The 26,240-nt window shown below is 74.6% G+C and carries 29 protein-coding genes; 10 read left to right on the forward strand and 19 right to left on the reverse strand.

Annotated elements, in window-relative coordinates:
- Window positions 1–241 precede the first annotated feature (241 nt).
- Window positions 242–574, reverse strand: coding sequence for a hypothetical protein (locus RM445_RS07320; RefSeq protein WP_311555339.1), 333 nt, complete (start codon window positions 572–574; stop codon window positions 242–244).
- A gap of 93 nt (window positions 575–667) precedes the next feature.
- The gene (locus RM445_RS07325) at window positions 668–1,228 is read right to left on the reverse strand and encodes a DUF3558 domain-containing protein (protein WP_311555340.1); all 561 of its coding nucleotides are present in this window, start codon (window positions 1,226–1,228) and stop codon (window positions 668–670) included.
- 69 nt (window positions 1,229–1,297) lie between these two features.
- On the opposite strand from RM445_RS07325, the gene RM445_RS07330 reads away from it, so the two are divergent.
- On the forward strand, window positions 1,298–2,578 hold the full coding sequence (locus RM445_RS07330) for an FAD-dependent monooxygenase (protein WP_311555342.1): 1,281 nt from the start codon (window positions 1,298–1,300) through the stop codon (window positions 2,576–2,578).
- Here the strand turns inward: RM445_RS07330 and RM445_RS07335 are convergent.
- Entirely contained in the window at window positions 2,547–3,641 is a 1,095-nt protein-coding gene (locus RM445_RS07335; protein WP_311555344.1) for a zinc-binding dehydrogenase, read from the reverse strand. The two genes, RM445_RS07330 and RM445_RS07335, sit on opposite strands and share 32 nt — an antisense overlap.
- Window positions 3,638–4,621, reverse strand: a complete 984-nt coding sequence (locus RM445_RS07340; protein WP_311555345.1) for a Gfo/Idh/MocA family protein — start codon at window positions 4,619–4,621, stop codon at window positions 3,638–3,640. The genes RM445_RS07335 and RM445_RS07340 overlap by 4 nt, the downstream gene beginning before the upstream one ends.
- Window positions 4,622–4,670: 49 nt before the next feature.
- Between RM445_RS07340 and RM445_RS07345 the strand changes: the two genes are divergently transcribed.
- Window positions 4,671–5,825, forward strand: coding sequence for a glycosyltransferase (locus RM445_RS07345; RefSeq protein ID WP_311555346.1), 1,155 nt, complete (start codon window positions 4,671–4,673; stop codon window positions 5,823–5,825).
- A 63-nt stretch (window positions 5,826–5,888) separates the two neighbouring features.
- Here RM445_RS07345 and RM445_RS07350 read toward each other — a convergent pair whose 3' ends face one another.
- The 6 genes from RM445_RS07350 to RM445_RS07375 form a co-directional block, all read right to left on the reverse strand.
- Window positions 5,889–6,062: a CsbD family protein gene (locus tag RM445_RS07350; protein ID WP_311555348.1), complete on the reverse strand. Its 174-nt coding sequence runs from the start codon at window positions 6,060–6,062 to the stop codon at window positions 5,889–5,891.
- A gap of 89 nt (window positions 6,063–6,151) precedes the next feature.
- Window positions 6,152–6,697, reverse strand: coding sequence for a signal peptidase I (gene lepB, locus RM445_RS07355; protein ID WP_311555350.1), 546 nt, complete (start codon window positions 6,695–6,697; stop codon window positions 6,152–6,154).
- Complete coding sequence (locus RM445_RS07360) at window positions 6,694–7,194, reverse strand: hypothetical protein (RefSeq protein ID WP_311555351.1); 501 nt, start codon at window positions 7,192–7,194, stop codon at window positions 6,694–6,696. The genes lepB and RM445_RS07360 overlap by 4 nt, the downstream gene beginning before the upstream one ends.
- Window positions 7,195–7,245: 51 nt before the next feature.
- Window positions 7,246–8,700, reverse strand: a complete 1,455-nt coding sequence (locus tag RM445_RS07365) for a sensor histidine kinase (protein WP_311555353.1) — start codon at window positions 8,698–8,700, stop codon at window positions 7,246–7,248.
- Window positions 8,693–9,370: a response regulator transcription factor gene (locus tag RM445_RS07370; RefSeq protein WP_311555354.1), complete on the reverse strand. Its 678-nt coding sequence runs from the start codon at window positions 9,368–9,370 to the stop codon at window positions 8,693–8,695. The genes RM445_RS07365 and RM445_RS07370 overlap by 8 nt, the downstream gene beginning before the upstream one ends.
- A 153-nt stretch (window positions 9,371–9,523) precedes the next feature.
- On the reverse strand, window positions 9,524–9,895 hold the full coding sequence (locus RM445_RS07375; RefSeq protein ID WP_311555356.1) for a VOC family protein: 372 nt from the start codon (window positions 9,893–9,895) through the stop codon (window positions 9,524–9,526).
- Window positions 9,896–10,058: 163 nt separating this feature from the next.
- On the opposite strand from RM445_RS07375, the gene RM445_RS07380 reads away from it, so the two are divergent.
- Window positions 10,059–11,204 carry a baeRF2 domain-containing protein gene (locus tag RM445_RS07380; RefSeq protein WP_311555358.1) on the forward strand — a complete coding sequence of 382 codons (1,146 nt, stop codon included), beginning with the start codon at window positions 10,059–10,061 and terminating at the stop codon, window positions 11,202–11,204.
- A 52-nt stretch (window positions 11,205–11,256) separates the two neighbouring features.
- Here the strand turns inward: RM445_RS07380 and RM445_RS07385 are convergent, their stop codons facing one another.
- From RM445_RS07385 to RM445_RS07395, 3 genes are read right to left on the reverse strand one after another with little or no spacing between them, the layout of a single operon-like run.
- Complete coding sequence (locus RM445_RS07385) at window positions 11,257–11,976, reverse strand: DUF3618 domain-containing protein (protein WP_311555359.1); 720 nt, start codon at window positions 11,974–11,976, stop codon at window positions 11,257–11,259.
- Window positions 11,973–12,557: a phage holin family protein gene (locus RM445_RS07390; protein WP_311555361.1), complete on the reverse strand. Its 585-nt coding sequence runs from the start codon at window positions 12,555–12,557 to the stop codon at window positions 11,973–11,975. The genes RM445_RS07385 and RM445_RS07390 overlap by 4 nt, the downstream gene beginning before the upstream one ends.
- Complete coding sequence (locus RM445_RS07395) at window positions 12,554–13,363, reverse strand: hypothetical protein (protein ID WP_311555362.1); 810 nt, start codon at window positions 13,361–13,363, stop codon at window positions 12,554–12,556. Before RM445_RS07395 ends, RM445_RS07390 begins: the two co-directional genes overlap by 4 nt.
- Before the next feature lie 176 nt (window positions 13,364–13,539).
- Between RM445_RS07395 and RM445_RS07400 the strand changes: the two genes are divergently transcribed.
- Complete coding sequence (locus RM445_RS07400; RefSeq protein WP_311555363.1) at window positions 13,540–13,713, forward strand: hypothetical protein; 174 nt, start codon at window positions 13,540–13,542, stop codon at window positions 13,711–13,713.
- Between the two features lie 34 nt (window positions 13,714–13,747).
- Window positions 13,748–14,125, forward strand: a complete 378-nt coding sequence (locus RM445_RS07405; RefSeq protein WP_311555364.1) for a hypothetical protein — start codon at window positions 13,748–13,750, stop codon at window positions 14,123–14,125.
- Here the strand turns inward: RM445_RS07405 and RM445_RS07410 are convergent.
- Window positions 14,113–14,973: a carotenoid biosynthesis protein gene (locus RM445_RS07410; RefSeq protein ID WP_311555365.1), complete on the reverse strand. Its 861-nt coding sequence runs from the start codon at window positions 14,971–14,973 to the stop codon at window positions 14,113–14,115. The two genes, RM445_RS07405 and RM445_RS07410, sit on opposite strands and share 13 nt — an antisense overlap.
- Before the next feature lie 158 nt (window positions 14,974–15,131).
- On the opposite strand from RM445_RS07410, the gene RM445_RS07415 reads away from it, so the two are divergent.
- Both RM445_RS07415 and RM445_RS07420 read left to right on the forward strand, forming a co-directional pair.
- Complete coding sequence (locus RM445_RS07415; RefSeq protein ID WP_311555367.1) at window positions 15,132–16,259, forward strand: glycosyltransferase; 1,128 nt, start codon at window positions 15,132–15,134, stop codon at window positions 16,257–16,259.
- A gap of 1 nt (window position 16,260) precedes the next feature.
- Window positions 16,261–17,751, forward strand: a complete 1,491-nt coding sequence (locus RM445_RS07420) for a phytoene desaturase family protein (protein ID WP_311555369.1) — start codon at window positions 16,261–16,263, stop codon at window positions 17,749–17,751.
- An 8-nt stretch (window positions 17,752–17,759) separates the two neighbouring features.
- Here RM445_RS07420 and RM445_RS07425 read toward each other — a convergent pair whose 3' ends face one another.
- On the reverse strand, window positions 17,760–18,485 hold the full coding sequence (locus tag RM445_RS07425; RefSeq protein ID WP_311555370.1) for a CDP-alcohol phosphatidyltransferase family protein: 726 nt from the start codon (window positions 18,483–18,485) through the stop codon (window positions 17,760–17,762).
- A 116-nt stretch (window positions 18,486–18,601) separates the two neighbouring features.
- On the opposite strand from RM445_RS07425, the gene RM445_RS07430 reads away from it, so the two are divergent.
- Window positions 18,602–19,507 carry a YihY/virulence factor BrkB family protein gene (locus RM445_RS07430; protein WP_311555371.1) on the forward strand — a complete coding sequence of 302 codons (906 nt, stop codon included), beginning with the start codon at window positions 18,602–18,604 and terminating at the stop codon, window positions 19,505–19,507.
- 15 nt (window positions 19,508–19,522) lie between these two features.
- Here the strand turns inward: RM445_RS07430 and RM445_RS07435 are convergent, their stop codons facing one another.
- From RM445_RS07435 to RM445_RS07450, 4 genes are all read right to left on the reverse strand, one after another.
- Window positions 19,523–20,737, reverse strand: a complete 1,215-nt coding sequence (locus tag RM445_RS07435) for a YihY/virulence factor BrkB family protein (protein WP_311555372.1) — start codon at window positions 20,735–20,737, stop codon at window positions 19,523–19,525.
- Window positions 20,738–20,885: 148 nt separating this feature from the next.
- Complete coding sequence (locus RM445_RS07440; RefSeq protein ID WP_311555373.1) at window positions 20,886–21,608, reverse strand: SDR family NAD(P)-dependent oxidoreductase; 723 nt, start codon at window positions 21,606–21,608, stop codon at window positions 20,886–20,888.
- A 5-nt stretch (window positions 21,609–21,613) separates the two neighbouring features.
- Entirely contained in the window at window positions 21,614–23,266 is a 1,653-nt protein-coding gene (locus RM445_RS07445; RefSeq protein ID WP_311555374.1) for a RecQ family ATP-dependent DNA helicase, read from the reverse strand.
- Window positions 23,267–23,307: 41 nt separating this feature from the next.
- Window positions 23,308–23,658, reverse strand: coding sequence for a DUF3140 domain-containing protein (locus tag RM445_RS07450; RefSeq protein ID WP_311555375.1), 351 nt, complete (start codon window positions 23,656–23,658; stop codon window positions 23,308–23,310).
- Between the two features lie 190 nt (window positions 23,659–23,848).
- Here RM445_RS07450 and RM445_RS07455 point away from each other — a divergent pair, with 190 nt between their 5' ends.
- Together RM445_RS07455 and RM445_RS07460 are read left to right on the forward strand one after the other, a co-directional pair.
- Complete coding sequence (locus tag RM445_RS07455; protein WP_311555376.1) at window positions 23,849–24,862, forward strand: glycosyltransferase; 1,014 nt, start codon at window positions 23,849–23,851, stop codon at window positions 24,860–24,862.
- A 12-nt stretch (window positions 24,863–24,874) separates the two neighbouring features.
- Window positions 24,875–26,170 (forward strand): glycosyltransferase, encoded by a 1,296-nt coding sequence (locus RM445_RS07460; protein WP_311555377.1) that lies wholly within the window; start codon window positions 24,875–24,877, stop codon window positions 26,168–26,170.
- Window positions 26,171–26,240 lie beyond the last annotated feature (70 nt).

Consider the following 26,240-nt stretch of genomic DNA (forward strand, 5'->3'; position numbering starts at 1 on the left):
TAGGAGTGGTGCGGGGCCCGGGAGGGCGCGCGGGGTGGGCTGGGCCCGGCGTGAGCGGGACACCAGTCGGCCGTCGACCCGACTGACGTTCCGCTCGGTGCCGATGCGGTGGTGATCGCCGCCCGGGCGTCGTGGCTGTCGATCCCACAGCAGTGGACGCGCGGAATCGGCGATCGATCGCAGGGAGGGCGCCGAAACGGCGATCACACACCGGTCTGCGACGGCGCCGATGCGGTGCCGATCAGATGCGGCGGTGTCGGTCGGCGGCGACGCGGTCGGTGCTGCGGTACTGGTCCTCCATGCGCTGCAGGGTGTCGCGGGCGCGGGTCAATTCCGCCTCGTACTCGAGTAGCGCTCGGTAGGACGAGTCGGGGTGTTCCATTGCGCGTCGCGTGTAGTGCTCTGCCACCGCGGCGCTGGTCTCGTCGCCGAGCCAGGCAGCCTGCAGGTATCCCCGACTGCCGAGGTCGACGAGAGCTTGGGCGAGGTGCGACAGAGCCGAGTCGAACTCGGCCCGCAGCATCGGGATCATGTCGGGTTCAAGCCGGAGAAGTGCCCGCCCTCGTTCACTCACACGACCACTCCTCACATCTCGTGTGGAGGCAGACTATCTGCGGTGACGAAGCCGGCAGGTCGTCATTGTCGAGCCGTTTGCGATGGCGAACGGTTACTGCGCGGCAAGCGATGCCACGACGGCTTCGGCGGCGTGGCGGGCTCGAATACACAGGTCGGACTGCGGGATCTGCGGCCTGTTCCCGCCGTCGCGGAACTGCACGTCCACGAGCTGACCTTGCGCCACATCGACGTCGACACTGCAGTACTCGGTGAACCGTCGCGGTACGGCGAGAACTGCGGGGAATCCCTGAACGCTCGTCGGAGTCACATCGGCGTCGAGTCGATCTGCATTCCACAGGGCGATGCCCGATGTCGTCACCAGTCCGATCCCGAGTGTGGTGGCCTTTCCGGTGAAGCCGCGCATCGTGCAGATCGAGACGTCACCTCCATAGAGGGCCGATGACGAAATCGTCCCCGGCCGCGGCTCGCTCGTGATCCCCAGCGCCCCCCGCTGCTCCGCCGTCAGCAGCGAGCACGGATCCACGCCCTCCAGCCGCACCTCCCGCGGGCGTGGGGGCAGCACCACGCCCGTCGGCGACGGGGGCGGCCCCTCCACCGCCGTCGTGCACCCTGCCGTGAGCAGGGCGGCCACGACGAGCAGCGCGACACGCACGGGCGCGACGCTAACGCACCGTTGCTGCTGATCGGCGCGCCGTCGCCACGTCAGGCCTACGTTGGAGCCGTGACCACCGATTCCGCCACGCGCTGCGTCGTCGTCGGGGGTGGTCCGGGCGGGTTGATGCTCGCCTACCTCCTGGCGCGGGGTGGAGTGGCCGTGACGCTGCTGGAGTCGCGGCCGGACTTCGACCGGCAGTTCCGCGGCGACACGCTCGCCCCGCCGGTGTTGGAGTTGCTCGACACCCTCGGGTTGTCCGATCCGCTGCTCGCGTCGGTTCCGCACGGCACCGCCGACGCGTTCATGTGGAGCACCCCGACCCGGTCGTACCGGCTCGCGGACTACCGGCGGACGAGCGCGAAGTACCCGTACTACGCGCTGGTGCCGCAGGGTCGGTTCCTGCCGTTCATGGTGCAGGAGGCCGCCCGGTTCGCCGGCTTTCGCGTCGAGATGGGCGCACGTGTGTCCACGCTGCTGCGCGACGACAGCGGCCGGGTGACGGGTGTCGAGTACGTCCGCGAGGGCGAGCGGTGCCGGTTGCGGGCTGATCTGGTCGTCGGGGCGGACGGGCGCAACTCGAAGGTCCGCACCCTGTCGTCGATCACGGCGACCGAGCTGGGCGCGCACCTGGACATCTGCTGGTTCGAGGTGCCGCGCCGCGACGGCGACCCGCCGCTCTCGGGCCTCGGGCTGATCGCCGACCCCGGCACCACGCTTGCGGTGCTCGGCCAGGCCGCGAGCTGGCAGCTCGGCTACACGATCCCGGCCGGTGACTTCCCGGCGCTGCGCACCGCCGGGATCGGCCCGGTGACGTCGGCGTTCCGCCGTCGGCTGCCCTGGCTCTGCGACCGGCTCGACGGGCTGACCGAGGTCAACCAGCTCTCGCTGCTCCCCGTGCGAATCACCCGCACAGATCGGTGGAGCGAGCCCGGGCTGCTGCTGATCGGCGACGCCGCCCACGTGATCTCGCCGGTGGGGGGCAACGGGGTCAACTACGCCGTGCTCGACGCGGTGGAGGCGGCGAACCGCCTCGTCGGGGCCCTGTCGGCCGACCCCGTCGACCCCGCCGCCGTCGACGCGGCGACGGCGGTGGTCGAGGCCGCCCGGCGCCCGCAGGTGGACCGCGATCAGCTGCGCCAGAAGCGGACCGAACGCTCCGCGGCCAAGCGGCTGCGGAGCGGCGACCCGCGGTCCCCGCTCGTCCTGCGCCTGCTCAGTGTCCTTCCCGCGGTCGCCCGGCTGGTCGCCGCCCGGGGCGTCCGCGCCCTCGCCGCCCCGCCCGTCGACGACCGGATCCTGCACCCCGCCACCGGCGTCACTCCTCGCAGCTCAGCACCGCCTGGATGACGTGACGGCGGCGGGCCGCGAGGTCGGCGAGCAGCGCCGGACCCTCCGCCAGCGGGACGACGTCGGTGACGACGTGCTCCCGCACCGCGGCGCCGTGGGCGCGCAGCATCGCGACGGTCTCGGCCGAGAGCCGCTCGCGGTCCCAGGCGTGCGCGGTGCCGCGGGGCACCCGGCCGATCTGTGCGGTGCGCACGCCGAGCCCGTTGTGGTGGAACTCCGCGCCGAGCTGCAGCGCGGCTCCGTCGTCGGAGTAGAACGCCAGGTCGATCACCGTGCCCTGGGGGCGGAGCAGGCGCAGCGCCAGGGCCAGCGCGGCGGTGCGGCCGCGGCACTGGAACACGACGTCCGCGCCCCGGTCGCCGGCGCCGCGGCGCCAGCGGGACTTGAGCGCGACGGCGACGTCGCCGCGGTCCGGGTCGAGCGCAACCAGCCCCAGGCCCTCGGCGGCCGCGCGCCGCAGCGGGGTCGGGTCGAGCAGCACCACCTCCTCGGCACCGTGGTGCCGCGCGAACAGCCCGGTCAGCAGCCCGACGACGCCGCCGCCGACCACCGCGACGCGGCGCCCGCGGACGCCGTCACCGAGCGCGCGCACGTCGCGGCCGATCTCCTCGACGGCGGCGTGCAGCAGGCCGTTCGCGCAGATCGGGCCCATGTGGGCCACGTAGATCCCGAGCAGCGGGTCGAGGTCGGGCGGCACCGGCACGATCCGGTCGCGCAGCGGGTCGGCGCGGTAGCCGGTGCGGTGCCCGTAGGTCATCGCGACCGTGTCGCCGACGGCGAAGCCGAGATCGTCCGGTGCCTCGGTGACCGCGGCGACCTCCATGTACCCCAGCCGCTCCACCGGATAGCCCGCACCGGGCCGGTCGCTGCGGAACAGGCCGAGTTCCGGGTCGAACGACGACGTCAGCGCCGGGTTCGTGCCGGTGAGGAAGCTGAGCTCGGTGCCGGCGGACAGCCCGGTGTAGCGGGTGCGTACGGCGACGGGCCCGTCCGTGGCCGGCACGGGGCGCACGGCGGCGCGGCCTGGTTCCTCGACCACCAGCGCGAGATCGGGGCCGCTCACGAGAGCTTCTCCGGTGCACCCGACGCGGCGGAGCGCGCGACCGCCGTGGCCAGCCGGTGGCTGCGCAGGGCCTCGGCGTAGTCCGGGGGAGACGTCACGGGGTCGACCGGCCGGCCCGCCACGCCGTCGACGAACGCCCGGTCCGCGGCCTCGCACGCCGTCCACCGGTCGAACTCCGAGCGCACGGGCTCGGCGGCGCCGTCGCGCACCTCGATCCAGTCCTCCCCGACGCCGACCACGAGCCCGTCCGCGACGATCTCCAGCCCCGCGCGGTGCTTCGCCCCGAGCACCGACGCGGCGCTGAGCGTGCCGACCGCGCCGTTCGCGAACGACAGCAGCGCGGTGGTGACGGCGTCGACGTCGCCTCCGGGCACCGTGCCGTGGGCGCGTGCCGACACCTCGGTCACCTCGCCGACGAGCACCCGGGCGAGGTCGAGGACGTGGATCGCCTGCTCGACCACCGGACCGCCCGACAGGTCCCGGTGCGCCCACCACGACACCGGCGGCACCTTGTCCCACCACGTCGCGGACACGAGCCGCACCGTCCGGTCCGCGAGCAGGGCGCGGGCCTGCGCCACGGGCTCGGCGCAGCGCCAGTGGTGGCCGACCCGGGTCAGCACCCCGCCGACCCGGTCGCCGATCGCCTCGGCGGTGGCCAGGTCCGGCGCCAGCGGCTTCTCCACGAAGAGCGGCAGACCTGCGGCGGCCACCTGCGCCTCGGCCGAGCTCTCGGCGGGGCGGTGGGCGAACGGCGGCACGCACACGTAGACGGCGTCCAGCTCGCGGGCGAGCAGGGCGGCGACGTCGTCCACCGCCTCCGCCCCGAACTGCTCGGAGAAGGCCGCGGCCCGGGTGGGGTCGACGTCCGTCGCGGCCACCAGGGCGACGTCGTCGAAGCCCGACAGGATCGTGGCGTGCCGCGTGGCGACGCCCCCCGTCCCGACGAAGCCGAGGCGCAGAATCGGATCTTTCGGAACCATGCGCGGTCAGTACCTTGATTATTGGGCCAGGAAACGGGCAGGCTCGGGCATGACGATGACCGTCCTCGTGAACGCCGGGCCGTGGCTCTCCGTGCCGCCCCCCGGGTATGGCGGGATCGAGAACGTCCTGGCCGCGCTGGTACCGGAGCTGCGCAAGCGCGGCGTACGGGTGGTGCTGGCCACGGTCGGCTCGAGCACACTGCCCGTCGACGAGCAGATCGACGTGTTCCCCGATGGCCGGTTCGCGGACCTGCAGCGGCCCTACAACCGCGTCTGCGGGATCGCGGCGGCCCACCTGCACCGCGTGGTGCGCGAGCTGCACCGCCGCGACGACGTCGTCCTGGTGCACGACCACCAGGAGGCGTTCGGCCTGACCGTGCTCGCCGCGCTCGGCCCGGCGGCCCCGCCTGTGCTGCACACCCTGCACTGGGACCTGCGCAAGCACCCCGAGCTGTACGGGAACGTCGACGGCGGCGACTCGCTGTGGGTCAACGGCGTCTCGGCCGCGCAGCTGGCCACCGCCCCGGCGGCGCTGCAGGCGCTCAGCGTCGGGCACGTCCACCTGGCGACCCCGCTGGCCGTCGATGCCGACCGGCGGGCCGCCGTCCTGAAGGGCGACCACCTGGTGGTGATGGGCCGGATCACCCGGGTCAAGGGGCAGGCCGTCGCGGCCCGGCTCGCGCACCGCACCGGGATCCCGCTGGTCCTGGCCGGCCCGGTCGGGCCGCACCACGACGCCGACTCCCTGCGCACGGGAAGCGCCGACGAGGACAACCCGGACGTCCGGTACTGGCGCGAGGAGGTGGAGCCGCTCGTCGACGGGCGGCTGGTGCGCTGGATCGGCACGGTGCAGGGCGCGGAGCGCGACGACCTGGTCGCCACGGCGCGGGTATCGCTCACGCCCATCGACTGGGAGGAACCGGGCGGCACCGCGGTCGTCGAGTCCCTCGCGCTCGGCACGCCGGTCGTCGGCTTCCGCCGCGGGTGCCTTCCGGAGCTGATCGACGACGGGCGCACGGGGCTGCTGGTCGACCCCGGTGACGAGGCCGCGCTGGACGCCGCCGTCGCCGACGCCGGCCGGCTGGACCCCGCCGACTGCACCCGTGTCGCCGCGGACCGGTTCACGCCGGGCGCGATGGCGGAGCGCTATCTGGACCTCTACCAGGAGGTGCTCGTCCGCAGCGGGCGAACGGCGCGCGTGTAGGGACGGGAATGACGGACGGGGCCCCGACCGTGTGGTCGGGGCCCCGTCGGCGGAGATCCGGCGTCAGCTCTTGAAAACGTCCTTGATCTTCTCGCCGGCCTGCTTGAGGTTGCCCTTGGCCTGGTCGCCGTGGCCCTCGGCCTCGAGGTCGCGGTCGTCGGTCGCCCGGCCCACGCCCTCCTTGACCTTGCCCTTGAGCTGGTCGGACTTGGCATCGATCTTGTCGTCGGCAGCCATGGTGCTCTCCTTCGCTCGGCTGCCCCGGGGCTACCCGCGGTGCGCGGCGCCTACACGGCGTGTCCGTTATGCGTTCCGGAAGGGCGTGGTCACAGCCGGCCCGGTGCCGGGAACAGCCGCCCGACGACGCGGCCGACGACCGAGGCCGACGGCACCGGACCGAAGTGGCGGGAGTCGATCGAGTCGAACCGGTTGTCGCCCAGCAGGTACAGCTGCCCCGGCGGCACGACGTCCGGGCCGTAGTAGACGCCGTCGAGGAAGTCGCCGGTGTACGGCTCGGTCACGGGCCGTCCGTTGCGGACGAGGATGCCGTCCTCGAACCCGATGGAGTCGCCGCCGACGGCGACCACGCGCTTGACGAGCAGGCCGTCGCCGGACGAGTCGCGCACGACGACGACGTCACCGACCGCGGGGTGTCCGGCGTCGCGCTTGTCGAGCAGCAGGTGGTCGCCCGGCGAGACGGTGGGGGTCATGCTGTCCGACGGGATGCGGATGGCCTGGATCGGCAGCAGCCCGGAGACCAGGAGCACGGCCACCGCCACCAGCAGGCATCCCGCGCCGCGCAGCAGCCGGCCGGCCCAGCGGGCGCGCGCCCCTGTGCCCGCCGACCCTGTGCTTGCGGATTCCGCGCTCACACCAGGCCCGTGGCCCACGCCGCCCACATCCCGGCCCCGACCAGCAACATGACCGTCGTCGACGACCGGCGCAGCCGGTCCGGCAGCAGGGCGGGCGCGGTGGCCAGGGTGACCAGCTCCGCGAGCACGACGGCGGTGCCGAGCAGGTCGGGATCCTGGGGCCGGTCGTTGTGCACGGTGTGCACGCCGCCGAAGGGCAGGTTCATCGTCCGGCTCGCGACGTACAGCAGCACGAGCCCGAGCGTGCCCAGCAGGACCGCCGTGACAATCCCGGCGCCGGCGGTTCCCCGACCGACGCGACCGGCCACGGCGACCTGCGCGGCGGCGGCCACGAGGAAGAACGCGGTGATGCTCCAGCCGTGGCTCAGGTGCACGAGCGCCGCGATCACATGACCGGCGGCGGCGGCGTACAGCCCGACGGCGGCGAGCAGCGCCGGCGAGGTGAGCGTGAGAGAGGTCGTGTCGGCCACCGGGGTCGGACTGACGTCGGTGGTCATCGCGCGACTCCTGTGCTCGTGGCGGGGCGGTGCCGACCGGCCCCGCGGGAGTCAGTCTGTGCGCGCGGTGCTGTGCGGGGCAGCCGCAGGTGAGGGTGGGGTGCCCCCCGAGTTGGGGGGTGTCGACCCGATGCCGTCGGCGACGTCGTCCGCCGCCCGGGGCTGCGGCACCACGGGTGGGGCCGGGTCGGACACCCAGTCGACCGGCATGCGGGCGACCGCCGCCGTGCCGCCGTCGGGCCGGGCCTCGATCCGCAGCTCGCCGCCCTGGTCCTCGATCCGGTCGATGAGCAGGCGCAACCCCAGGTGGCCCTCGGCGCGCTTGTCGAGCTGTTCCGGGCGGATGCCGATCCCGTCGTCGGCCACCCGCAGCACGACCGTCGGCGTCGAGGCCGCGTGATCCGGCCCGAGGTCGACCTCGACCGTCGACGCCTGGGCGTGCTTGGCGACGTTCGCCAGGCTCTCGCGCGCGACGCGGTAGAAGACGGCCGCGACCTCCGACGACGCGCCGGGCAACTGCTCGGCCCGCACGTGCACCGTGACCCCGGCCTGCCGCAGCGGCTCGGCCAGGTCGTCGATCGCCCCGGGAAGGCCGGCGCCGCTCAGGTCCGGCGGGTAGATGTCGACCATCAGGCGGCGCAGCGACTCGACCGCGCCCCGCACCACGCGGCCGACGTGGTCCAGACCGGCCGCAGGCGGGCCCTCGACCCGCCGCGTCACCGCGGCGAGCGCGTAGCCGGCACCGGCGAGTTCCTGGACCACGCCGTCGTGCAGGTCGGCCGCGATCTGCCTGCGCTCCCGCTCGGAGGCCGACAGCGCCCGCTCCAGCAGGGCGGCGCGCTCGGCCTCGTGCCCGGCGACCCGGCGGGCGAGCGAGACCGTGATGGGAGTCTGGATGAGCTGCAGCAGCAGGAGCGCGCCGACGGCCAGGGGCACGATGCGCAGGACCAGGTTGTTCGCCGTGGTCTCGACCCGGTCGTAGTCGAGGTAGATCTCGAACGCGAGCGGCTGCTGACCGGGCAGTCGCAGCGGGGCGTACACCTCGACGAGCTTGGTGCTGCCCGGGATGGGGCCGGTCTCCGGCTTGTCGGTGACGTTCGACGTGACGCTGCCCTGGTCGATCGCGGCCGCCGCCTCGTCCGGGATCGGGATGCGCTCGCCGATCTCGGTGACGTCGTCGGCGTAGATCACCGTGCCGGTGCGGTCCCAGACGTTGAGCTCGGCGATGGAGCCGTCGCGGACGCGGTTCGCGACGGCACGGTCCAGCTCGGGCCGGCGCGAGGCGTCACCGGTGAGCACGTCGGAGAGCAGCGGTGCGACCACGAGGTTCGCGGTGCGCTGTGCGAGCCGCTCGGCGTCACGCAGCGCCTCGTCCTGGGCGACCTGCCGGCCGACGAGCACGGCGCCGACCGAGACCACGACGAGGACGAGCGCCGCAGCGCCGAGGTAGGTGATGAGCGAGCGGCGGATCCGCGGATTGGTCCGCACCTGGTGTCGGTCAGCCACCGTCGGCCCGGTCGATGAGCCCGAGCCGCTGCGCCGTCACCACGGCCTCCAGCTGTGAGCTCACGCCGAGCTTCGACAGCAGCGACTTCACGTACCCCCGGCAGGTGTGCAGGCTGATCCCGAGGACGCGGGCGATGGCCTTGGGTGCCATCCCGCGGTTCAGGCAGTGCAGCACGTCGCGCTCGCGCTGGGTGAGCTCCACCCGCGGCGCGGAGACCGTCCGATCGGGTGCCGCGCTGGTGGAGCCGAACGCCGACGCGGCCACGAGCATGCCGCCGTTGCGGGCCCGCCGCAGCACGTCGAGCATCTCGGGCAGCGAGCCGTTCTTCGGGACGAACGCCGACGCCCCGGCCTGGGTCGCGCGCAGCACCCACTGCGGGTCGCGGTGCGCGGTGACGACGATGATGACCAGCTCCGGCAGGACCTCGCGTAGCCGCCGGGTGGCGGCCAGCCCGTCCTGACGGGGCATCTCGATGTCCATCACGACGAGGTCCGGCTTCAGGTCCAGCGCCATCGCGACCGCTTCGGCGGCGCTGCTGGCCGTACCGATGCACTGCAGGTCCGGCTCGGACGACAGCGCCAGCGACAGCAGGTCCGCGAACGTCTGGTGGTCGTCGACGACGAGCACCCGCAACGGCGCAGCGATCGTCTCGCCCACTGTCGTAGTCATGCTCCACCGTCTCCCGATTGGTCGTCGTCGCCGATCTCGCTCTGAAGATTCGTCGCGTTACAGCTCAGGGACAGGAGGAGTCACCCGGACGGATGACACCTTGCCGGGTGACGCACTGTGCGTGTGGTGCCGTACCGCCGCGTGGGGGACCGCTCAGGGCAGCACGAGGCAGAAGGGGTGCCCCGCGGGGTCCAGGAAGACCCGGAAGGCCTCGCCCGGCTGCACCTCGTGCTTGCGGGCGCCGAGTGCGACCACGGAGGCCTCCCCGGCGTCGAGGTCGTCGACCTCGAGGTCGAGGTGGATCTGCTGCGGGTGCTCGGCCCCTGGCCAGCGCGGGGGCCGGTGGTCCGCGACGCGCTGGAAGGCGAGCGGCGTGCCGCCCGCGGGCGCGAGCTGCACCCAGTCGGTGTCGGTCTCCTCGACGGACGTGCCGAGAACGGCCGCGTAGAAGGCGGCGAGTGCGGTGGGATCGGGGCAGTCGAGCGCGACGACCTGCAGGCGGGCGACCCCGGTGGAAGTGGTCATGGTGCGGACGGTAGCGACGGGCACCGACAGAACAGCGCAGTGACCCGACTCACCGCCTCGCCGGCAGCTCAGGTCGGAGCAGCTGATCGGGGCGGAGGTCCCGCGGGTGCACCGAACCGGCACCTGCGGGATTCACGAGTGCCGCGGAGGGTACGCGAACGGGGTGGACCTGCACTTCCTCTCCGAGTTGACCGAGACCCCCGGGCCCTACGCCACCGTCTACCTCGACGCCTCGCACGACAGCGAGTCCGCCGACCGTGAGCTGGAGCTGCGCTGGGCGGGGCACCGTACCGAGCTGGCCGCGCAGGGTGCCGACGAGCCGACGCTCGCGGCGCTCGACCGCGCCGTCGCCGACGCCGATCCGGCGGTGGGACGAGCGGGACGCGCCCTCGTCGCCGCGGACGGCCGCGTGCTGCTCGACCGCATCCTGGCCGAGCCGCCGGCTCGACCGTCCGCAACCTGGGGCCCGGCGCCCGACGTGCTGCCGCTGCTCCTCGACGTACCCGAGCCGACGACCGCGGTCGTCGTCCGCGTCGACAAGAGCGGCGGGGAGATCCTGCTGGCCGGTGAGGACGGAGCCGGGGCGCAGCAGGTCGACGAGATCCGCGGTGACCGGTACCCCCTGCACAAGACGCGCGGCGGCGGGTGGAAGCACCTGAAGATGCAGCACACCGTCGAGAACACCTGGCGGGCGAACGTCGCCGCGCTCGCCGAGCGGGTCGACACCGAGGTCCGGCGCACCGGTGCGCGCCTGCTGGTGCTCGCGGGCGACGGGCAGTCGCGGACGCTGCTGCGCGGTGCGCTGGCTGAGCGCTCGGCGTCGATCGCGGTCGACGTCGAGCACAGCGGCGGCCGGTCCGGCGCAGACGACGACGCGCTGGCGGGTGCCGTGGAGGCGGCGGCGCGCAACGTCGTCGACGCCGAGCGCCAGGCCGTGCTCGACCGGCTCGACCAGGCGCTGGGCCGCCCGGACGGCCTGGCCGTCGGCGGGCTGGAGCCCGTGCTGGAGGCGCTGCGCGCCCAGCAGGTCGACACGCTGTTCCTCGACGGCGGGGTCGACCGCGACGGCGAGCTGTGGGTGGGCGAGGTCGCGAGCCAGGTGGCGACCGACGCCGAGCGGCTCCGTGGCCTGGGCAGTGAGCCCGTCGGGCAGGTGCCCGTCGACGTGGCGTTGCTCGCCGCCGCGGCCGCATCCGGTGCCGCGTTCGAGCCGCTCGGTGGCGGGCGCACCGGGCTGGTCGGGAAGCCGGTCGAAGACGGGGTGGCGGCGCTGCTGCGCTACCCGCTCGTGACCCACCAGGGTCCGTGAGACGACGGACGGCCCGGCTCCCCCTCCGGAGCCGGGCCGTCCGCCTACCGGATCAGCTGCCGTTCGTGCTGCTCCGGACGTTGCCCGCGGCGTCCTGGGCGCGGCCCTGGACGTCCTGGGCCGCCGAGCGGCCCTCGTCGGTCACGGTGTCCTTGGCGTCCTGCGCCGTCGACTTCACCGATTCGACGGCCTGCTGCGCCGGCTCGCGGAGGTTCTCCTTCACCTCGGCCGCCACCTGCTGGGCCACCGGCTGGACCTTCTCCTGCGCCACCTGCTTCGCCTGGTCGGCGAGCTCCTGCTCACGGCGGCTGGCCGGCAGCAGCGACGACACGAGCCAGCCGGCGCCGAACGCGATGATCCCGGCGGCCAGCGGGTTGCCCCGCGTCTGCCGCCGGATCGCGGCCGGGGCCTCCTGCACAGCGCCAGCGGCCGTCGACGCGGCGTCCTGTACCGTCCCTGCGGCACTCGACGCCGCGCCCTGGACCGACGAGGCGGCCGACGAGGCCGTGCCGGACACCCGGTCCGTCGCGGTCGACGCGGCCGACAAGACGCTGCCACCCACGGACTCACCGGATCCGTGGCGGCCGTACGGATCGCTGCCCATGACCTTCTCCTTCAACCGTGTCGCGGCGTCGCGCGCGCGGTCCACCCGGCGCTCGACGATCTTGCCCGGGGTGACCTTCTCGGCCAGGGCGTCGACGTCCTGGCTCAGCGCGGCCTGGGTCCGCTCGATCTCCCGGCGGATCTGCTCGGGATCACTCGAGGTGGTCACCGGTGTCCTCCTGCCTCGCCCTTGAGGGCGTCGGGAACGTTCTTCAGGGTGTCGACGGTGCGCTCGGGAGTGGGGTTGACCTCGCGGAGCTTCTTGCGTCCGGTCGAGTAGAGAACCGCGCCGACGATGCCCCAGATCACCGCCACGACCAGCGCGGACCAGCTGTTGCCGATCAGGTGGCCGAGCGCCCACCACAGGCAGATCGACAGGAACAGCACGGCCATGTAGCCGGCGAAGCCGGCGGCGCCGAGCGCACCGGCGGCCTTGCCCGTCTTGCTCGCCTCGGCCTTGAGCTCGGCCTGGGCCAGAGCGAGCTCCTGGCGCATGAGCGTCGACAGGTCGCGGGTGACGTTGCCGACGAGCTCGCCGACCGGCACACCGCCGACGTCGTCGTAGGAGCCGGCGGGGTGCGGCGTGTGGGCCGGTGACCCGGACGCGGGCGGCACCGCGGCGTGCGAGCCACCCGGTCCGCCGACGGGACCCGGCACGGCACCGCCCGGGTACGGGTTCGGCGGGTACTGGCCCGGCGGCGGGTACGGATCAGCTGCTCCCGCGCGGTGCGGATGCTGCGGAACGGTCACCGGAAGTCCCCACGTCCGGAGCGGTACGGGTCGTCGAGCGGGTCGACGAGCGGGTCCGCCGTGCCGAGGCGCTCCCCGGCAGGCCGGTCGAGCGGGTCGATCGGGGGAACGTGCGGGGGCGCCGGAGGCAGCGGGGCTGCGGGCGACGGGGGCAGGTGGGGCGGAACGGCGTGACCCTGCGGCGGCGTCGGGGTGTCGAGCCCGGTCGGGTACGGCGACGGCGGGGTCGCCGGTACCCGGTAGGTGGGCGATCCAGCCAGATGCTGCGGTGCAGGCCCCGACTCGGCCCGGGCGGAGTCGACGGCTCCACGGGTGAGCCGTCCGACGACCACGCCGGCCACGGCCGCGCCCAGCAGGAACGCGCCGGGTCGGCGGCGGGCGAACGACCGGATCTCGTCGACGAGGTCGGCGGGCTCTCGCCGACCGAGCCACTCCGCCAGGTTGTCGGCCCGGTCCGCGGCCTGCCGCGCGACCTCCGACACCATTCCGGACTGCTGCCCGCCGTCGGCCATCTCCCGCAGTTCCTGGCTCAGCGACCGGATGCCGTCGGCCGCCTTCTGCTGACCGGCCCGGGCCTGGCCCTGGGCCTGGCCACGGGCCTCGCCGAGGAGGTCGCGCGCCTGCGTCTTCACCTCCTGCGCCACGTTCGCGGCCTGCTCGGCCGCCGTGCCGGCGACCTGCCGTCCGGCGTCCGCCGCGGTGCGACCGACGTCCGTGGCCTCGTCACGGGCCACCTGGGTGGTGGGTTGGCCGGCGGGGGAGCCGGCCGTGCTGGCCGGCGGGTATCCGCCGATCTGCTGGCTCATCGCGTGGTGACTCCTGGTCTCGGGGGCAAAGGGATCTAACAAAGAGGCACTACCCCCTGTCAGAAGCCGCAATCCTCTTTGGATCGCTCTTCGTGGCCGACAGTGGCGGAGTTGTCACATTTCCGGGTGGCGGTACCGGTTGTGCCGGAACGCTGGCGAGTGGGTACGCCTCCGGCATGGCCGACACCGATCCCGTCACCTCACCCGACACCGACCCCGCCTACGCGCAGGGAGACCAGGACGCGGAGCCGACGATGACCGCGCCGTCGGGGCCGCGACCGGACGCCGCGACGCACCCCGACGCGTCGGACGAGTACGCGGACAAGCCCGCCGCGGAAGGCGACTCCTGACCGGGTCGAGCCGTCGTCGAGTCGGAGCGCGACGATGAGCGACGGAGCACTGCTGCGGTGGTGGCGCCGCCTGTGGGGCGGCGGCCGGTCGGCTGCGGTCCCGGCGCCTGCGCCGGAGTCCGCTCCGGGCCGGGGCGGTACGGGCACGATCGAGGGTGCGCCGGCCCCCACCCCGGGCCGTCGGCACTACACGGCCCCTCCGCGCGAAGACGACCCGCAGCGCGAGGCCCACCTCGGCGCCGTGCTGCAGGCGCTGGACGGAGGGTCGCTGAGCCGCGCCGAGCTCGGTGCCCGGGTCGGCGCGGCGGACTGGGGCTCCGGCAGGCTCGACGCCGTCGTGGCCTACGGCGTCGGCACGGGCGTGCTCGTCGAGGCCTCCGACGGAGCCGTGAAAGCGCGCTACGCCGACTGATCCCGGCGCGTCCGCGCCGTCCGCGCCGTCCGCGCCGTCCTCGGCGCGGTCGTCCACAACACCCAGGCGAAGGGCACGGCCAGCGTCCCCATCACGAGCCCGCCGATCAGCGCGGAGCCCGGGCGGTCGAAGAACACCACGTGTGCCAGCACGGACGAGCCGTAGGTCCACAGGTACAGCGCGGCCGCGGGGCCCGACGGCGCCGTGTGCCGGGGCAGCAGCCGGTCCAGCGCCCCGATCATGACGACGGACACCAGCAGCCAGCCGCCGTAGTTCGTCAGCGGAACCCCGGGCACCAGCGGCAGCCCCGGGTCGGGGTGCGCCCACGTCCAGTGCCCCGCGTCGACCATCTGCGGGTCGAGGAACAGGTCCCACGCCGCCAGCGCGGCGCCGCCGACCAGCGCGACCGGCACCCGGCGCGCCAGCGTCCGGCCGACGACCAGCGCGGGCCAGGCCATCATCGTCCAGGCCAGCGGCACCACCGCGGGCACGCCGAGCACCTCCGCGCCGAGATCGCCCGTGTAGGCGTAGGCGCCGAACGGCAGCCCGGTGTGCACGCCGACGGCCTCGACCAGCAGGCCGCCCCCGCCCGCCACCGCGAGCAGCACTGCCGCGCCGCGCAGCCCGTGCACCCGCCCGGCGTCGGCCAGCGCCGCCGCGCAGAACACGAGCACCGAGGCCACCGTGATCTCGGTGCGGAGCGCGTCGGGCATCAGCGGGTAGACGATCTGCACGAGCACCGTCGCGCCGACCAGCACCCACGGCACGGCTCGGCCGAGCCGCGGCGCGACGGCCGGGAAGCCGCCGTGCACCACGAGGCGCTCCGCGCCTGCGGTGGGACGGGACATCGGGGTCCTCCGGTGGACGGGGTCGGCACGAGCCGGTGGGGAGCCGGTCGGGCGGGCTCGACCGGGCCGAGGCGCGGGACCGATCTAGGCTCGCCGTGATGTCTCGATCCTGCCGGGCCCGCCGTCGTCCCGCTCGTCGGCCCGCCACCGTACCCGTGGTGCCACCGGCCCGTGCGCTCGTCCTCGCGGGTTCGGCGCTGGCCGTCCTGGGCACGCTGCACCAGGTGGCCAACCTCCGCGGGCTGCGCCGTCCACCCGCCGACCCCCCGCCCGTCGCCGAGCCGGTGACCCTCGCCCTGCCGGTGCGTGACGAGGCCCACCGGGTGGCTCCCGCGCTCGCAGCGCTGCTGGCCCAGCGCGGCGTCCCCGACCTCGAGCTGCTCGTGCTCGACGACGGCTCGACCGACGGCACCGCGGACGTCGTCCGCGCCGTCGCCGACGGCGACCCGCGGCTCCGGGTGCTGCCCGGCACCCCGCCGCCACCGGGGCTGCCGGGCAAGCCGCACGCCGGCGCGCAGCTCGCGGACGCCGCGCGGGGGAGGGTGCTGGTCTTCGTCGACGCCGACGTGGTGCTGGCCCCGCACGCCGTCGCCGCGGCGGTCGCGGTCCTGCGGGGCGCCGGGCTCGACCTTCTGTCGCCGTGGCCGCGCCAGCTCGCCGACGGTGCCGCGGCCCGGCTGGTGCAGCCGCTGCTGCAGTGGTCGTGGATGGTGTCGCTGCCGCTGAGAAGGGCCGAGCGGTCGACGAGCCCCGCGCTGTGCGCTGCGAACGGGCAGTTCCTCGTCGCGGACGCCGCCGCGCTGTCGCGGGCCGGGGGGTTCGCGGGGGTCGCCCGTGACGTGCTCGACGACCTCGCGGTGGCCCGCGCGGTCAAGCGGGCCGGCGGGCGGGTCGGTGTGGCCGACGGCGCCGACCTCGCGGCCTGCCGGATGTACGAGGGCTGGACGGATCTGAGCGCCGGGTACCGGAAGTCGCTCTGGGCGGCGTTCGGACCGGCGCCGGCGTCCGCGGCGGTCGCGGCGGCGCTGGCGCTCGCCTACGTGGTGCCGCCCCTCGCGGCCCTGTGCGGATCCCGGGCCGGGCTCGTCGGGTACGGCGCCGCTGTGGCGAGCCGGGTGCTGGCCGCCGGGCACAGCGGCGGGCGCGCCTGGCCCGACGCGCTGGCTCACCCCGTGTCGGTCGCCGCGCTACTGGGGTTGCTGGGGGCGTCGTGGCGCGGGCACCGGCGGGGTGAGCTGACCTGGAAGGGGCGGCGGCTCGCCGGCGGCCCTGCCCCGGGGCGCTGACGTGGCGCGGATCGTCGTCGTCGGCGCGGGCGTCGGAGGACTGGCCGCGGCCGCCCGGCTCGCGGCACAGGGCCACGGGGTGGTGCTGCACGAACGCGCCGCCACCCACGGCGGCAAGCTGGGGGAGTACCGGCGCGACGGGTTCACCTTCGACACCGGTCCGTCGCTGCTCACGATGCCGCAGGTGTTCACGGATCTGTTCGCGGCGACCGGCGGGCCTGCCGAGCTGGAGCTCGAACCGGTCGACCCCGTGTGCGGGTACCGGTTCGCCGACGGCACCCGCCTCGACCTGCCGTTCGATCCGGCGGCCGTGCCGGCGGCGCTCGACGGCGCGCTCGGCCCCGGCTCGGGTGCGGCCTGGCAGGCGTTCCACGACCGGTCCGCCCGGCTCTGGGACCTCGTCGGCGAGCCGGTGCTGCACCGCCCCCTGCGCGCCCGCGACCTCGCGCGGTTCAGCGCCCGGCTGCGCGACCTGCGGATGGTCGCGCCGTGGCTGACCCTGCGCCGCCTCGGCGAGCAGCTCCTGCCCGACCCGCGGCTGCGCATGTGGCTCGACCGCTACGCCACCTACTCCGGGTCGGACCCGCGCCGTGCCCCGTCGGTGCTGTCGGTGACGCCGTACGTCGAGCAGCGCTTCGGGTCGTGGTGGGTCCGCGGGGGCCTGCGCCGGTTGGGCGACGCCCTGCTCGGGCGCTGCCACGACCTCGGCGTCGAGGTGCATCTGGACTCGCCGGTCGCCGAGGTCACGACGGCCGGACGGCGGGTGTCGGGCGTCCGTCTCGCCGACGGCCGTCGGGTGCCCGCGGACGTCGTCGTCTGCGACGCCGACGCCCGGATCGTCTACGAGCAGTTGCTGCGCCGCCCGACACTTCGGGCCGCGGCCACGCGGACCCTGCTGCGGCGCGCACCGGCGTCCGTGGCGGGCTTCGTCCTCCTGCTCGCCCTCGACGGCGGGCCCGGGACTGGAACTGGGGTCGCCCGGCCGGCCCACCGCGTCTGGTTCCCGGCCGACTACGACGCCGAGTTCGACGCGCTGTTCCGGCGGCCCGCACCCGTGGCCGACCCGACGGTCTACGTGCACGCCCCCGCCGATCCGGCGATGGCGCCGCCCGGCGGTGAGGCGTGGTTCGTGCTCGTCAACGCCCCTGTGCACGACCCGGACGGCGGCGTCGACTGGGATGCGCCGGGACTGCGGGACCGCTACGCCGACCGCGTGCTGGAGGTGCTGGCGCGCCGCGGCGAGGACGTGCGCGGCCGGATCCGCTGGCGGGAGGTCCGCACCCCGGCCGATCTCGAGCGCGACGCCGCGGCGCCCGGTGGGGCGATCTACGGCACCGCGTCGCACGGGTCCTGGGCGGCGCTGCTGCGTCCGGCGAACCGGTCGCCGGTGCCCGGGCTGTTCCTCGTCGGGGGCTCCGCCCACCCCGGCGGCGGGCTGCCGATCGTCGCCTTGTCGGCGAAGATCGTCGCCGACCTCGTGGGCCCGGCCTGAGTGCCGGGCTAGCCCGGGGTCGTCCGCGCCACGCCGATCGCCAGGTGGACGAACCCGACCGCGCCGACGACCACCCAGCCGATCACGCACACCGTCGCCCAGCCCCAGCCCGTCAGCGGAGTGCCCGCGGGCAGGGTGCCGGCGCCCAGGCAGGCCACCGCCACCAGCACCAGGCGGGTCGGGCGCTCGGCCACGGTCACCGCACCGACCCCGGGCATCCCGGCGGCGCCGGCGCGGGCCCGCAGGTACTCGTGCAGGAACGTCAGCGCTCCCGCCGCGACGCACCACACCGGCGGCGCACCCAGCACGGCGAGCGTCGCGAGCAGGAGCAGGTCGCCGACCCGGTCCGCCATCGCGTCCACCACGGCACCGAGCGGGCGGGCCCGGCCGGTGTGCAGCGCGACGGCCCCGTCGAGCCCGTCGAGCACCCCCACCAGGACCACGAGCACCGCCGCGAGCAGCGGCCACCGTCCACCTGCGACGGCGACGAGCACGGCGGCTCCGGCGACAACGACCCCGGCCACGGACAGCGCATCGGGGGAGATGCGGGCGACCGGACCCGTGGCGGCGAGCCGTTGCACCCCGCCCAGCCAGATCCGGACGACGGCCGACGGCCGGATGCCGCCGTGCAGCGCGGCCCAGCCCTGCTCGCCGGTCCGTGTCTCGCCGGTCCGTGTCTCGCCGGTCCGTGTCTCGCCGGTCTGGGGCCCGTCGGTCGGCAGGTGGCCGGTCACGGTCCCAGCGTGACACGCGCAGGCGGGACGTGTGTCACCGCACTCCGACCGGCCCGCGGGTTGTCGGTCGGCGCCTCGGGGCATTGTGGAGGCGTGGACGAGCTGACAGGCCCCCGGTGACGGCGACCGGTGCGGGAGACCGGCGCGAGGCGGACGGGCCGCTTGAGCAGGACGCCGCCCCGGGGCCGGCGACGCGCGCTGCCGGTGCCCGGCGGGTCGGCCGCGAGCTCGTCCGGGGCATCGGCCGCTCCTACCCGGACAGCGACCTCGCGCTGTGGGCCGCCGGAGCGACGTTCTTCGGCATCATCGGGGTCGTCCCGATCGTCCTCGTGTCGCTCCGCCTGGCGGCGGCGCTCGTCGGGGCCGACGTGCTGACCGAGGGCGTCGCCGCGGCCGTCGCCGGGATCCCACAGGGCCACGGCACACCGGTGGCGCTGCGGACGCTCACGGCGACCGCGCTGCAGATGTCCCCGCTGCAGACCGCGATCGTGCTCTTCCCCGCGAGCCTGTACGGCGAGGGCCTGCGCCGGGCGTTCCTGCAGCTCTCCCCGGCGAGCCCGAACAAGTTCACCGGCTGGAGCGGTCGCCTGGCGCTGCTGCCGATCGTCGCGGTCGCCCCGGTGCTCGTGCTCGCGCTGCTCGCCGCCGGGCCGGTCGTCTCGCCGCTCTACATCGCCGGAGGCAGCAAGCTGGTGCTCGGCGTGGTGATCGCCTTCCACGTCACCTTCGTGCTGCTGTGGATCGCGCTGCTGCTGCTCTACCGGCTGGTCGGTGCCGGCCGGGTCGGCACCCGCGCGCTGGTGCTCGGGAGCTTCGCGGCCGGCTCCGTGATCGCCGGTTTCCTGCAGGGGTTCCTGCTGTTCCTCGCGATCCCGGTCGACTGGTCGCTCCCGTTCGGGGGCCTGCCCGTGTTCGGTGCCGTCGCCGCACTCGCCCTGTGGCTGTACCTCATCCACGTGCTCGTGCTGGTCGGCTACCGGCTCACTCTGACCCTCGACGCGCACTGGGGGCCGGGACCGTGACCGTGCCTTCTTCGATTACTTCTTCTTCGCCGGCTCCGGCGGGTCGGCCACCGTGTCCGCGGCCTCAGCCCGGCGCTCACCCATCGGCAGCGGCGGCCCCGTCGTGGTGTCCTGCTTCGTCTGCTTCTCCGACTCGGCGTTGATCTCGGCGCCGAGCAGGATGATGTAGCTGGTCAGGTACAGCCACAGCAGCAGGACGACGACGCCGGCGAGCGCGCCGTAGGTCTTGTTGTAGCTGCCGAAGTTGTTGACGTAGAGGCTGAAGCCGAGGCTCGCCAGTACCCAGAGCACGCCGGCCACGAGGGCGCCGACGCTGGTCCACTTGAACTGCGGGGCGTCGCGGTCGGGAGCCATGCGGTAGACCACGGCGAGCGCCGCGATGATCAGGACGATCAGCAGGACCCAGCGCACGATCTGCACGATGAGATTGATGAACGTGCCGAGCTGCAGCGCGTTCAGCACCGCCGGGACGACGGCGACCAGCGCCAGCGTGAGCAGTACGAAAACGATCGCGCCGAGGGTGAGCAGGAGCGCGGTGCCCCGGAGCTTGAGGAAGTTGCGGCTCTCCTGCTCGTCGTAGGCGATGTTGATGGCCGTCATCAGGCTGCTCGTGCCGCTCGACGCGCTCCACAGCGCGAGCAGGATCGAGATGGCCAGGCTGAAGCTCAGCGCGCCGCCGCTCGTCTGTGTCAGCGAGACGATCTGGTCGCGGAGCAGGGGTTGGGCCGTCTCGGGTAGCGCTGCCAGCACGCCCTCGGCCTGCTGGCCGATCGTCGCGGGGTCGGCCACCAGCCCGAACAGGCTGATCCCGGCGATCAGGGCCGGGAAGATCGCGAGGAAGGCCGCGTAGGCGATGCCGCCCGCGAGGATGCCGACGTTGTCCGCCGACGACTCCTTGAACGCCCGGCGGGTGACCTGCCACCAGCCCTTCGCCGGGATCTGGGTGGGCAGCTCGGCCTGCTCCCCGGGTCGCTGCACGGCGTCGGAGGGGGCGCCGTTCGAGGCCGGGGTGTCCGACGCCGAGTCCGACCCGGCGGAGTTCGAGGCCGGAGCGGCGTGCACGCCCGGTTCGGACGTCGCCACCTGCCCATTGGTGCCGGGACCGTGTGCCCGTGGCGGCCGGGGCCGGAACGGGTCGACGCTGGCCTTGTGCACCGCCGACTGGTCCTTGCGCTTGCGGAGCGCAGCCAGGCCGACCACCGCCCACGCGAGGGCCTTGGAGCCGGGCACGCCGGAGTGGGCCGGCTGCTCACCGGGGCCTGAAGAGGAGGCGGACGACGGTGAGGACGTCGGGGGGCGGGACACAGGAGTCCTCCGGCGGTCGGGACGACATGAGCACGTGACGGTCTGCCCCGCGGGTAGCCATTGCGGCCCTGTCTCAACCGCCGGTACGGCGTGCCACGAGCCACTCGGTCAGCCCTGGTACGAGCGCATGCCCGTGCACGACCGCCTTGGTCACCGGGCCGCCCGCGACCTTCTCCAGCCGGGGATGCCGGAGCTGGCGCAGCACGGTGCGGGCGATGGCGACGTCGCGCGACGTGGCCGAGGCGGGCGCCAGCACCGCCGTCACCGCCACGCCGCGCACCCCGTCGAGCCGCAACTCCTCGCGCAGCGCACCGGCCATCACCCGGACCGCCGCGGACGCCATGCTCCCCGGAGCCCCGAACGGCCGCGCGACCTGGCCGTGCACCGAGGCGACGACCACCAGCACGCCGTTCCCCGCGGAGATCATGTGGGGGAGTGCGGCGCGGGCACCGTGCACCGCCCCCAGCAGGTCGCGGTCGACGACGCGTCGCACCTCGTCGAGCGGCAGGTCGAGGAGCGCGCCCGACGTCGGCGGACCGGGGCACTGGACCCAGCCGTCGATCCGGCCGCAGCGGTCGACGACCTCCCGGGCGGCGCCCTGCACGGCGTCCGGGTCGGTGAGGTCCGCCGGCACGGTCAGGGCCTGGCCGACGTTCTCGGCGTGCGCGTCCACCAGCACCGGACGCGCACCGTGCGCCGCCAGCGCCCGGACCGTGGCCCGGCCCACCGTCCCCGAGGCCCCCGCCACGACGACGACGCTGCCCCACAGGCGCAGCCCGCGCCGGTAGCCGGCCACGGGCGCTAGCCCTGCCCGACGGGCTCGAGGAGGTCGTTCTGCCGGACGGCGTCGAGCGAGAGGGTCTTGTAGCCGTACTCGGCGAACAGCACTGTGACGCGGTCGGGCTCGGTCGACATGACCACGCCCTCGCCCCACTCGGGATGGCGCACCGTGGTCCGCGAGTCGAGGCCGTCCTGCGCGGCGGCGCCGTCGTCCGCGGGATCGGGGGCACGGGCGGTGCCGGCCTCACAGCTGTCGCAGTGCCCGCACGGGTCGGCCACCTGCTCGCCGAAGTAGCCCAGGAGCAGGCGACGGCGGCAGTCGGTGGTCTCGGCGTAGCCGCGCATCATCTCGATCCGCGACCGCACCACCTGGCGCTGTCGCTCGGCGATCTCGCCCGCGCGCTCGACCGCGTCGCCGGCCGGGAGCTCGCCGCGGTGCACCCGTCCTTTCGCGTCCGTCCGCACCGCCCCGGCCTGCTCCAGGAGGTTCAGGGCCGAGGTCACCCGTGCCGGGCCCAGCCCCGCCCCGGAACGGAGCTCCTTCGGGGTGAGCGGCTCGCCGGGCGACAACGCGCCCAGGACGGCCCGCAGCGCGTCGGGCTTCGGCCGCCGGGAGGTCAGGAACCGCTGCAGGTTCAGGTCCGACGCGTGGTGCAGCAGTGCCACCTCGGCCGGCTCGCCGTCACGGCCGGCCCGGCCGATCTCCTGGTAGTAGGAGTCCAGTGAGGCCGGGGAGGCGGCGTGCAGCACGAAGCGGACGTCCGGTTTGTCGATGCCCATCCCGAAGGCGGACGTCGCGACGACCACGTCCAGGTCACCGTCGAGGAACCGGGCGTGGACGGCGTCGCGGTCGGCGCCCTTCATCCCCGCGTGGTAGGCCGCGGCGCGGATGTCCCGGGCGCGCAGCGCGTCGGCGTAGGCGACGGTGTCCTTGCGTGTCGCGCAGTAGACCAGGCCGGTTCCGCTCGGCGACAGCTCCACGGCCCGCTCGACCACCTCGGCCCGGCGCATGTCGTCGTCGTGGAACAGGTGCGCGGTCAGGTGCAGGTTCGGGCGGTCGAAGGAGGCCACCACCTGGGCGGGCTCGCGCAGGCCGAGCCGGGCCACGATGTCGTCGCGGGTCGGGGGAGCGGCCGTCGCCGTCAGCGTCACCACCGGCGGGTGCCCCAGCCGCTCGATTACGGTGCCCAGCCGCAGGTACTCCGGCCGGAAGTCGTGCCCCCACTCGGAGACGCAGTGCGCCTCGTCGACCACGAACAGCGAGACACCGGCGGCGCGGAGCGTGTCGACGATCTCGTCGTTGGCCAGCTGCTCGGGGGAGAGGAACACGTACTCGGCCGTGCCGTCGCGCAGCTTGTCCCACGCGCGGCGGGTCTGCGCGGCGCGCTGGGCCGAGTTGATCACGACGGCGTCGGGCGCATCGGTGCCGGCGAGCCCCTCGCGCTGGTCGCGCTGCAGGGCGATCAGCGGGGAGACGACCACCGTCGGGCCGTCCAGGAGCAGGGCGGGGACCTGGTAGATCGCGGACTTGCCCGCTCCGGTGGGCAGCACGGCCAGCACGTCGCGGCCGTCCGTCACGGGCTCCATCGCCTCGAGCTGTTCGGGACGCAGCTGCGTCCAGCCGAAGGTCTCCTCTGCGATGCGGCAGAGCTCGGCGCGCGATCGTCTCGTCACGGGGCGCGAGCTACCCCGACCCGTGGCGCACCAATCCCGGCTCACTTCAGCGGATCGTGGCCCCAGTTCATCAACGAGTACCGCCACTTCGTCTCGGTGACGTCGCCCGTCGGCCGCTGGGCCAGGTGGCGGTGGACGTAGCCGACGACCTTGCGCATCCGCGCGTAGTCGTAGTCGTCGAGGTCGCCGGCCTTCTTGTCGCGCAGCTCGACGATGTGCCGGCCCATCTCGTGCCCGGTGGACTCCGAGCCGGAGCCCCCGGTGTCGCCGACGGAGCGCGACTCGTCGGTGTCGAGCCACTTCTCCAGCTGGTTCGCGGTCATGTTCACGGCCTCGCCGAACTCCGTCCGCACGTCGCGCTTCGCGTCGTCGTCGAGCTTTCCTGTCGCCATTCTCGGCGTATACCCGGACCTGATGGGGGTACCCGCTGCGTCACCGAGTCGGCGAGCGGTGACGAGGAGTACACGACCGGCGGGGAAAAAGCAACGGAGAGTAGCAGTCGTCGCAGTGTGGTTTGGCTGAACCATGCCGTGGCGACTACTTCGCCATGCCCAGAGCTCCCCACACCGGTGCCGCCCCCTCGTGAACGTCCTCGTCTGGCACGTCCACGGCTCCTGGACCACGGCATTCGTCCAGGGCTCTCACCGTTACCTGCTCCCCACGCTGCCCGAGCGCGGCCCGTGGGGCGGCGGTCGTCCTGCGGCCTGGGACTGGCCGGCATCCGCGGTCGAGGTGTCGCCCGAGGAACTGGCCGACGTCGACGTCGACGTGGTCGTCCTGCAGCGGCCCGAGGAGATCGAGCTCGCCGAACGCTGGCTGGGCCGGCGACCCGGGCGCGACCTGCCCGCGGTGTTCCTCGAGCACAACGCTCCGCGGGGCGGACCGGCCGCGAGCAGCCGGCACCCGGTGGCCGACCGTGACGACCTGCTGTTCGTGCACGTCACGCACTTCAACGACCTGATGTGGGACACGGGCTCCACGCCCACGACCGTCGTCGAACACGGCATCGTCGATCCCGGGCTGCGCTACACCGGCGAGCTCGCGGCCGCCGCGGTGTGCGTGAACGAACCGGTCCGGCGGGGCCGGGTGACCGGCACGGACCTGCTGCCGCGCTTCGGCGCCGCCGTGCCGCTCGACGTGTTCGGGATGGGCACCGACGGGCTCGGCGCGCACCTGCACTGCCCGGACGTCCGCACCGTCGGTGACCTGCCGCAGGACCGCATGCACGACGAGATGGCCCGCAGGCGGGTGTACCTGCACCCGCTGCGGTGGACCTCGCTCGGGTTGTCCCTCCTCGAGGCCATGCACCTGGGCATGCCGGTGGTCGCACTGGCGACCACCGAGGCACACGAGGCCGTGCCGCCGGGCACCGGCCTCTGCTCCACGGACGTCGACCGGCTCGTGCGCGAGCTGCGCGCGCTGGTCGCCGAGCCGGAGCGGGCGCGGGCGCTGGGGGAGGCCGGCCGCGTGTACGTCCTGGGCCGGTACGGCCTCGACCGGTTCCTCATCGGTTGGGACGCCGTCCTGGACCGGGCCCTCGAGAAGCATCACCGCCGCGGCGCGCGTCAGCCCGTCGCGGCCGGACCACGCGAGTAGGAGGTGACGCCTGTGCGGATCGCCATGGTGTCCGAACACGCGAGCCCGCTGGCGGCAGTCGGCGGGGTCGACGCCGGCGGGCAGAACGTCCACGTCCTCGAGCTGGGCACGGCGCTCGCCGCCGCCGGGCACGACGTGACGGTCTGGACCCGCCGTGCGGACGAACACACCCCGGACACCGTCACGGTGCGTCCGGGCATGACCGTGCGCACCGTGACCGCCGGTCCGCGCTCGCCGGTCCCGAAGGACGAGCTCGTGCCGTACCTGCCCGCGTTCGCCGACGTGCTCGGTGCGGACTGGCGCACGCACCGTCCGGACGTCGTGCACGCCCACTTCTGGATGTCCGGCATGGTCGCGGTGTCCGCCGCCGCCCCGCTGGACGTCCCGGTGGTGCAGACCTTCCACGCCCTGGGCAGCGTCAAGCGCCGCCACCAGGGCACCGACGACACGAGCCCGCCCGGACGGGTCGCGGCGGAGCGCGCCGTGGCCACCCGCGTCGACCGCGTCATCGCGACCTGCACCGACGAGGTCTTCGAACTCGCCCGGCTCGGTGCACCCCGGCGGCGCGCGACCGTGGTGCCCTGCGGGGTGGACACGGCGGCGTTCTCGCCCGAGGGTCCGGTCGCGCCGCGCACCGAGACGCCGCGGCTGGTCGTGCTGGGCCGCCTCGTGCGCCGCAAGGGCGTCGACGAGGTGATCACGGCCCTGCGCCGGTTGCCGGGCGTCGAGCTGCTCGTCGCGGGCGGTCCCGCCGGCGCCACCGAGCACAGTGCGGCGCTCGAGGCCGACCCGGACGCGCGGCGGCTGCGGCAGGCCGCGGCCGCGGCCGGGGTCGCCGACCGGGTCCGGCTCCTCGGGGCCGTCGGCCGACAGGACGTCCCGGCCCTGCTGCGCTCCGCCGACGCCGTGGTGTGCGTCCCCTGGTACGAGCCGTTCGGGATCGTGCCGCTCGAGGCCATGGCCTGTGGGCGCCCCGTGGTAGCCAGCGCGGTCGGCGGCATCCAGGACACCGTCGTCGACCAGGTCACCGGCCTGCTCGTGCCGCCACGCCGGCCCGACGCGCTGGCCGCGGCGCTGCGGACAATGCTCGCCACGCCCACCCGCGCGCTGGCGTACGGCATCGCCGGCCGCGACCGGGTGCTGGCCCGCTACGGCTGGGACCGCGTCGCCGACTGCACGCTCGCGGTGTACGAGGAGGTCGTCGCCGAACGGGCGGGCCTGCCGGTGCCGGGCAAGCTGGACGAGGCGTCGGACGACCGCGACGACTTCCTGGACGACGACTCCGCAGTGGTCGGGGTGGCCCGGTGACCCCCGTGGCACGCCCGGGCCGGCGCAGGTCCGGCGGACCGCACCCGGCCGGACGGGTCGACGAGATCAC

This window comes from Pseudonocardia charpentierae (assembly GCF_031845345.1).
Classification (GTDB): Bacteria; Actinomycetota; Actinomycetes; order Mycobacteriales; family Pseudonocardiaceae; genus Pseudonocardia; species Pseudonocardia charpentierae.